Origin of the sequence: Frankia sp. Allo2 (assembly GCF_000733325.1) — a bacterium.
GTDB lineage: Bacteria > Actinomycetota > Actinomycetes > Frankiales > Frankiaceae > Frankia > Frankia casuarinae.
On sequence record NZ_JPHT01000021.1, the window covers coordinates 76,747 to 84,751 of the forward strand.

An 8,005-nucleotide genomic window follows, 5' to 3' on the forward strand; every position below is an offset into this window, starting at 1 on the left:
CCCGCCACCAGCCAGCCGAGCCAGATCGACACAACCGCCATGATCGCCAGTGCGATCCCGGACTCGACGAGCAACTGGTGCAGGTAGCTGTGGTGGACCTGCGAGGCGACCGCCGACGAGGCCCGTGGCGGGGCCGGTTGCCCGTTGAGTGGGCCGCCCTGGGTTTCCGGCATGCCGGTCGGGGNGGTNNNGATCTGGATGGTGGCGGTGACGTGCAGCACCAGAAGATACGTGATCGCCAGCAGCGCGGCGCCGGACAGGACGAACAAGCTGCCGTAGAGCAGCGTCAGGCGCAATCGGACCGTGCGCGGGAGCAGCCTCGCCCACGGCCACCGACGGAGGCGGGCGACCAGCCCGCTGGAACGCGGGGCGGCAGCGGCGGCTGACACCGCCCGCCGAGCCGGCTCGGGCGGCTCGGCGGGNGTACCGGACGCCGCGGCAGCCGTCCTCGCCCGCTCGGCCAGGTCACTCACGCTTGGCTGCCACCTCTCGCAGATCCCGCACTGAAACCACCGTGCGCTGAAACCACCGTGCGCTGAAACCACCGTCGCCTGTTGGCGCATGCGAACGGGAACCGGCTTCGGTGCGACCTTCCGCCCTCCCAGGATCCCACCCGCGCGGGTAACAGGGCGGTAACAGCTGACGTTGACCCCGTGTTGCCGCCCCCGTCATATCAACGTCCCAGTAACCGGACGCAGCCGAGAATCGGACCGAGCGCCGATCCCGCACCTGACGAGGACGTGAGCGAGATGAACAACACACCACAGGCCACACCACAGGCCATGCCGCAGACCACACCACAGACCATGCCGCAGACCACACCACAGACCAGAGCCGCGGACCGGTACCCCGCGACGCCCGCAGCGACGCCCGCAGCGACCAGGTGGTCTTCGGCGGCGCGCAGGACGGTCGGCGCCGCGGCGGTTGCCCTGTGCCTGCTCGGCGCCGCCGCGTGCCAGGGCTCGAAGACGTCGCCCGATCCCGAGCCGGCTACCAGCTCGCCGGCTACCAGCTCGCCGGGCACCGGCTCGCCCGACCCGGGTCAGGTTCAGCAGCAGCAACAACAGCAGGCCCCGGGTGGTGGATCGCGGCCAGATCTGGGTACCCCGTTCACGCCGTCCGGGCATTCGTCGGCGAGCCTGCCCCCGCTGTCCGGAAACGGGTCATGACCGCGCTCGGCACCCACAGGCCGGCCCACGCACCGGCGACATCCTCGAGCAGGTTCTTCGTGACCTACCTGCTGCGCGGCCTGCGGGGACGGGCCCGGCAGACAGTGATCGTCGCGGTCGGTCTGGCGGTGGGGGTCGCTGCGGTGGTCACGCTGACCGCGGCGTCGACGGGCGTGAGCCGGGCGCAGACCACGGTGCTCCACTCGCTATACGGGGTGGGCACCGACATCTCGGTGACGACGGCGGCCACCAGCGGCTCGGGTTCGAGCGGTTCGGGTTCGAATCAGGGCCTGGTCACGTCCGGGGACGCGGGCAAGGAGTTCTTCCGGCTGCCGCCCGGCCTCGGGCTACTGGATTCCTCAGCCCTGGCCCCGATCTCGAAGATGTCCGGCGTGGCCGAGGTCGCGGGCGGCCTGAGCGTGGGTGAGACGGTCGTCGGCCCGACGCCGTCCACCGGCGGGCTGCCCAGCCTCACCTCGACCAGCATCGACGGGGTCGATGTCGCGCACCTCAAGCTCGGCCCGTACGCCTCCGGCACGCTCACCTCGGGCCGGTCCTTCACCACCGCGGACGCCGACGCCGACCGCGCCGTGATCGACGCGCGTTACGCGGCCGCGCACCACCTTGGGGTGGGCTCGACGATCGTGATCGCCAAGACCCGCTTCACCGTGATCGGCATCATCAGCCAACCAGCCGCCAGCGACCCGGAGGACGTCTTCATCCCGCTCGGCCGCGCCCGGGCACTCGCCTCCTCCGCCCGGCCCGACCTGGCCGGGAAGCTCACCGCGATCTACGTGGCCGCCGCCGGCGCGGCCGACATCCCCACCGTGCACGACGAGGTCGCCAAGCTGCTCCCGAGTGCCACCGTCACCAGCTCGTCGGACCTGGCCAGCAGGGTCAGCGGGTCGCTGGCCAGCGCCGCCGACCTCGCGCGCGACCTCGGCCGCTGGCTGGCCGTGGCGATGCTCCTCGCCGCATTCGCGCTGGCCGCCCTGCTGACCACCGCCGCGGTGCGGCGGCGGGTTCGCGAGTTCGGCACGCTCAAGGCACTCGGGTGGCATACCCGGCGCATCATCGCCCAGATCATGGCCGAATCGCTCGTGACCGGCCTGGCCGGAGCCGCGGTCGGAATCGGGCTCGGGTTCGCCGGCGCCGCCGTCATCGACGCGATCGCCCCCACGCTGACCGCGGCCGTCGCCCTGAACCCCGGCTCGACACCACCCCAGGGCGCGCTGATCAAGAACGGCAGCCTCGAGACGATGACGCTGCCCGGCGGGGTGCACACCCTCAGCGTCCACCTGCACGCCACCGTCGGGGCCGCGACGATCCTGCTCGCGGTCGTGCTCGCGATCGTCGGCGCGGTCCTCGCCGGCGCGCTCGGCAGCTGGCGCGTCGCCCGGCTGCGCCCGGCCCACGCCCTCGTCCGCGTCGCCTGACCAGCCCACCAGCACACCAGCACACCAGCCCCGGCCACCCGCACCCGCTTACCGCCCTTCCCGAGGTCGAACCGAGCTTTCCCGAGATCGAATCGAGAACCCGATGTATACCCTTACCGGCGTTTCCAAGACCTTCCGCGCCCGTGGCAGCACCGTCACCGCGGTGCGGGACCTGAACCTGTCCATCGCCGACGGCGAATGGCTCGCCATCCAGGGCCGCACCGGCAGCGGCAAGAGCACCCTGCTGCAGCTGTTGGGCGGCATGGACCGGCCCAGCACCGGCACCGTCAACCTCGACGGTCAGGACCTGGCCACGATGTCCGAGAAACAGCTCACCGAGATCCGTGCCGCCCGGGTCGGCTTCGTGTTCCAGATGTTCAACCTCATCCCCACCCTGTCCGCGATCGAGAACGTCGAAGCCGCCCTCGTTCCGCTGCGCACCCCCGCCGTCCAGCGCCGGGAACGCGCGGCGGCAGCGCTGGCGGCCGTGGGCCTGGCCGATCGAGCCGGACACCTGCCCTCCGAGCTGTCCGGCGGCCAGCAACAACGCGTGGGGATCGCCCGGGCCCTGGTCAAGGAACCCAGCGTGCTGCTCGCCGACGAGCCCACCGGCAACCTCGACGTCGACACCCGCGACGAGATCCTCACGCTGCTCGAACAGATCTGGACCGCCAACCAGCTCACGCTCGTGCTCGTCACCCACGACAGCGCCGTCGCGGCCCTCGCCGAACGTGTTGCCGTCATGCACGACGGCAAGCTGGACATCACCGGTACGCGGATCGGGTGACCGGCATGTCAAACGCACGCCGCCGGTCGGCGAACGCACGATCGGAGCCCTCATGTTCGTCCTGACCTATCTTCGACGTGAACTGCGGCACCGGTCGCGTCAGGCGATGCTCGTCGCCACGGGGCTCGCCGTCGGCGTCGGGCTCGTCCTCGCCACGACGGCTACCGCCGCCGCGGTCGACGACGCGCAGACCGCGGTGCTACACACGCTGAACGGGATCGNCNCCGNCCTCNCCGTCACCGCCACACCATCGGCCGACCGTCGCGCCGGCGCGACCGGCAGCGGCAGCGCGGACGGCAGCGGCAGCGCGGACGGCGCGAGCAGCACGGGCCTGTCGGTGGCCGGCGGGGCGGTGCTGGATTCGTCGACGGTGCGGGCCATCGCCGGGCTGGCGCACGTCGCCGGCGTCGCGGACTCGTTGGTCCTGAGCGAGATCACCCTCCCGCCGACCGGCTCGGGCGGCATCCCGACCAGCACGAGGATCGACGGGATCGACGTCACGCGCCTGGGCCTCGGGCCAGCCGCGTCCGCCACGCTTCGCTCGGGCCGTTCCCTGTCCCGGGCCGACAGCCGCGGCGACGTCGCGGTCATCGACACCCAGTACGCCGCCGCCCACCACCTTGGCGTCGGATCGACGATCACCGTTGCCGGGACCCGGTTCGCCGTCGTCGGGATCGTCTCTCAACCCACGGCCACCGGCGCGGCCAGCATCTNCCNCCCGCTCGCTGCCGCCCAGCGGCTGCCCGCCGGTCAGCACTCGGAGCCGCTGGCGGGGNAGGTAAGCACGATCTACGTCTCGGCGAGCACCGCGGCCGACGTCGGCGCGGTCGAAACCGAGCTCGCCGCGCTCCTGCCCTCGGCCACCCTCAGCAGCTCACGCGACCTCGCCGAGGCGGTCAACGGCTCTCTCGCCAGCGCCACCACCCTCATGCACGATCTCGGCACCTGGCTCACCGTGGGCGTGCTGTTGGCCACCGTCGCCGCCGCCAGCCTGTTCACCCTCGCCTCCGTAACCCGGCGGACGCGCGAACTCGGAACCCTGAAAGCGATCGGCTGGACCAGCTGGCGCGTCATCACGCAGATCATGGCCGAGTCCGGCACGGTCGGCCTCGCCGGCGCGGCGCTCGGAGTAGCGGTCGGCTACGCCGGCATCGGTCTTGTCAACGCGGTCGCACCGACCCTGACCGCCACCGTCGGCACCGGCACGGGCGCGCACAACCTCGCCGTGCACCTGAACGCACACACCGAGCCAAGCACCCTCGCGGCGGCGGCCCTGATCGCCATCGCCGCGGCCCTGATCGCCGGCACGCTCGCGGCCTGGCGCACGACCCGGCTGCGGCCGGCCCACGCCCTGGCCGAGGTCGAATGAACGCCAAGGCTCCCACGCACCTCCATCACCGGCGGCCGGGGCTCGATGACGGAACGGGTCAGCCGTGTTGATTACCGCGGCACTACGTGACGATGACCTGACCGGGCACTGCGCCGGTCGTTTGCCGAGCAAAGAAGCCCAGAATGGCCGAGTTCACTTCGGTGGGGCGNTCCAGGTAGCCGTAGTGGCCGCAGCCCGGAATTTCTTCGTAGGTGGCTCCCGGGATGGCCTCGGCGACTTCGCGGCACAGCGGTGGACGGACTATCAGGTCGTCCTGGAAGCCGATCACCAGACAGGGGCACTGGATATGCGCGAAGCCCGGCCGGCGGTCGGGGATGAGTTCCAGGCCCAGTTGGCCGCGGGCCGCCGAGAGGGTCACCGCGGAGACCTCGAAGACGTCGAGCCAGTCCCTGATCTGCCGTTCGTCGTTGAGCGTACGCGGCGAGAGGCTCTGCAGCGCATGCATGAAAGCCGCATAACGCGCAGGTACCGTGACACCGCTGTCGTACAGCTCTATTTCGGCTAGGGACATGGCGGTGGCCAGCGCGTCGGACCTGCCGCGGGTCGCCATCAGCACGGCCTGCCCGACCAACCGGGGCCGGGCGACGAGCAGCTCCTGCACGATCATGGCGCCGAGTGAGAAGCCCACAACCCGGCAGCCCTCGACGCCCAGATGCTCGATGAGGGCGGCGGTGTCGGCCACCATGTCGGCCAGCGTGAACCCCTCAGGCCCGGCGTCGGAGGGCGGAATGCCCCGGTTGTCCATCGTGATGACGCGGTAGCCCGCGGCTCGCAGCGCCGGCACCTGGTGGGTCCGCCAGACGCGCCCGGGGGCTCCCGTCCCGGTGACCAGGAGGACCGGCGCTCCCACGCCGTAGTCATCGAAGCTCAGGTTGATCCCGTTGATCCGAGCCACCGGCATCGGCTAGTCCTCCATCGCGATTTCCGCTTCCAGCTCCTCAAGCTGCTGCTGGGCCAGGCTGAGCAGCGGAAAGTCGGACGGGCTGTGCCCGCCGGCCCCCGGGCGGCCCGCCTGAGCGGCCAGCCCGGTCAGCATCGCCACCCACCCGTCGGTCAGCTCCCGCACCGCGTCCGGCTCGAGAAGACCGGCAGGCCACGACAGCGACACGGTGAGCTCGGGCCCGTCGGGCCCGTCTTCGACGATCCCGTCCGCCTCCAGCGCGTGCGCGACGGGCATCCGCTCGGGCATGTCCCCGCCCAGCGCCACCGGCTGCCACTCCTCCTGCCTGGCCGAGGTGGTGAACCGGCCCAGGTAGTTGAACCCGATCTGCGGCACCGGTGGCGCGGCCAGCGCCGGTCCCGTGACCACGTTGAGATAGCGCAGCACGCCGAAGCCCAGGCCATCGCCCGGCACCGCCCGCACCTGCTCCTTCACCCGCTTGATCACCACGCCCGCGGCATCGCCACCCGCCCGTACCTCGGCGAAGTCCACCCGACCCGGGTCCAGCCGGACGGGATGCACGCTGGTGAACCAGCCGACCGTACGCGACAGATCCACGTCATCGGCCAGCGGCTCGCGCCCGTGCCCCTCCACATCCACCAGCACCGGGCCTGGCACCCCGCGCCATTCGGTCACCGCCAGCGACAGACCTGTCAGCAGCACGTCGTCGATCCCGGCGTGGAACACCGCGGGTACGGTTGTCAGCAGCGCCGCCGTCACGTCACGCGGCACCGGGACCGACACCCGCCGTACGCTCGACACCGTGTCGCGAGCGGGGTCCAGGGGACGCCCGCCCAGCGGCGGCTCGGGATCGGCCAGCAACCGCTGCCACCCAGGCAGTTCCGCCACCCGCGCCGGGTCGTCCGCCGAGCCGGCCAGCAGCCCCGCCCACCGGCGGAACGAGGTGCCCACCGGCTCCAGCGAAGCCCCCGTACAGGCCGCCGCCAGGTCCGGCAGCAGCACCCGCCACGACACCCCGTCGACCACCAGGTGGTGCGCCACCAGCAGCACCCGGCCGGGGGCATCCGGCCCCCGATCCAGCCACACCACCTGCAGCATCACCCCGGCCTCCGGATCGAGCCGCCGCGCCGCCGACCGGCCCACCGCGGCCACCAGCGAGGTCAGCTCGGGCCCGGTCAGACCGGCGGCGTCCACCCGGTGCACCGACGAGGAGGCGTCCAGACCAGGCGGCGGAATGTCCAGCCGCCACGAGGCGACGTCCGGGCCGGGGCACACCAGCCGCGCCCGCAGCGCGTCGTGCCGGTCCACCAGAGCCTGGACCGCCGTGACCAACCGGCCCTCGCCCAGCCCAGCCGGCACGATCGTCAGCACCGACTGGGAGAACCGGCGCAGCCCGGTCCGCTCGGCCACCCAACGCATCNCCGGGATCAACGGGNCCTCNCCGACGGCCAGGTCGTCGACCGCCGGTCCGGCGGGCCTGCTCTCCGCCACCAGCGCGAGGCGGGCGGGCGTCTTGTCCTCGAACACCTGCCTGGGCGTGATCACCATGCCCGCACGGCGGGCCCGGGCCACCAGCTGCATCGACATGATCGAGTCGCCGCCGAGGTCGAAGAAGCTGTCGTCGGCCCCGACGTACTCCAGGTGCAGCAGCTCGGCGAACAGCGCGCACAGCGCCTCCTCGACGGGCGTCCGGGGCTCCCGGCCACCGGCCAGGCCCGCGAAGTCGGGAGCCGGCAGCGCGTCCCGGTCCAGCTTGCCGTTGACCGTCAACGGCAACGCGTCCAGCAGCACTACCGCGGAAGGAACCATGTAGTCCGGCAGCCGCCCGGCCGCGAAGTCCCGGAGGTCCGAGCCGTCCCCGGCGGTTCCGGCGGTCCCGGCGGTCCCGGCGAGATAGGCCACGAGGTGCCGGTGGCCGGGCTGGTCCTCACGCATCACGACGGCGACCTGGTCGACGGCGGGATGCCCGGACAGCACGGCCTCGATCTCGCCGGGCTCGATCCGGAAACCACGGATCTTCACCTGCGCATCCGCCCGCCCCGCGAACACCAGCCCACCATCGCCGGTCCACCGGGCCAGGTCACCCGTGCGGTACATGCGCTCCCCCGNCCCCCCGAACGGGCAGGCCACGANCCGCNCCCCGGTCAACGCGGGACGATTGAGATAGCCACGGGCCAGCCCGGCACCCGCCACATAAAGCTCACCGACCACCCCGGGAGGCACCGGCCGCAGGAACTCGTCCAACACATACGTCCGGACACCCGGCAACGGGCCACCCACCACACTGCCCGTCCCCGCCACCACCCGCTCCCGGTCCAACGC

General features: G+C 72.2%; 7 protein-coding genes (1 of these 7 cut by a window edge). 4 read left to right on the forward strand and 3 right to left on the reverse strand.

Features of this window, described 5'->3' with window-relative positions; translation table 11 throughout:
- Positions 1-473 carry the 5' end (the start) of a HAMP domain-containing sensor histidine kinase gene (locus ALLO2_RS14840; protein ID WP_051875288.1) on the reverse strand. 949 nt of this gene lie to the left of the window's left edge, so 473 of the gene's 1,422 nt are visible here — the first part of the coding sequence; the start codon lies at positions 471-473; the stop codon falls past the left edge of the window.
- Positions 474-749: 276 nt separating this feature from the next.
- On the opposite strand from ALLO2_RS14840, the gene ALLO2_RS25700 reads away from it, so the two are divergent.
- From ALLO2_RS25700 to ALLO2_RS14860, 4 genes are all read left to right on the forward strand, one after another.
- Positions 750-1,169 carry a hypothetical protein gene (locus ALLO2_RS25700; RefSeq protein WP_139168514.1) on the forward strand — a complete coding sequence of 140 codons (420 nt, stop codon included), beginning with the start codon at positions 750-752 and terminating at the stop codon, positions 1,167-1,169.
- Positions 1,166-2,605 (forward strand): ABC transporter permease, encoded by a 1,440-nt coding sequence (locus tag ALLO2_RS14850; protein ID WP_023840252.1) that lies wholly within the window; start codon positions 1,166-1,168, stop codon positions 2,603-2,605. The genes ALLO2_RS25700 and ALLO2_RS14850 overlap by 4 nt, the downstream gene beginning before the upstream one ends.
- Before the next feature lie 103 nt (positions 2,606-2,708).
- Entirely contained in the window at positions 2,709-3,392 is a 684-nt protein-coding gene (locus ALLO2_RS14855) for an ABC transporter ATP-binding protein (RefSeq protein WP_011436859.1), read from the forward strand.
- Between the two features lie 52 nt (positions 3,393-3,444).
- Positions 3,445-4,761, forward strand: coding sequence for an ABC transporter permease (locus ALLO2_RS14860; protein WP_035732786.1), 1,317 nt, complete (start codon positions 3,445-3,447; stop codon positions 4,759-4,761).
- Between the two features lie 82 nt (positions 4,762-4,843).
- Here the strand turns inward: ALLO2_RS14860 and ALLO2_RS14865 are convergent, their stop codons facing one another.
- Together ALLO2_RS14865 and ALLO2_RS14870 are read right to left on the reverse strand one after the other, a co-directional pair.
- Positions 4,844-5,683, reverse strand: a complete 840-nt coding sequence (locus ALLO2_RS14865) for an alpha/beta fold hydrolase (protein ID WP_035732788.1) — start codon at positions 5,681-5,683, stop codon at positions 4,844-4,846.
- A gap of 3 nt (positions 5,684-5,686) precedes the next feature.
- Positions 5,687-8,005 (reverse strand): condensation domain-containing protein (locus tag ALLO2_RS14870; RefSeq protein ID WP_035732823.1); only part of this gene is annotated, 2,319 nt, incomplete at its 5' end.

Excerpts from the sequence above, each read along its gene's own strand:
- ALLO2_RS14850 (WP_023840252.1), top strand. The coding sequence starts at position 1,166 with ATGACCGCGCTCGGCACCCACAGGCCGGCCCACGCACCGGCGACATCC.
- ALLO2_RS25700 (WP_139168514.1), top strand. The coding sequence starts at position 750 with ATGAACAACACACCACAGGCCACACCACAGGCCATGCCGCAGACCACA.
- ALLO2_RS14855 (WP_011436859.1), top strand. The coding sequence starts at position 2,709 with ATGTATACCCTTACCGGCGTTTCCAAGACCTTCCGCGCCCGTGGCAGC.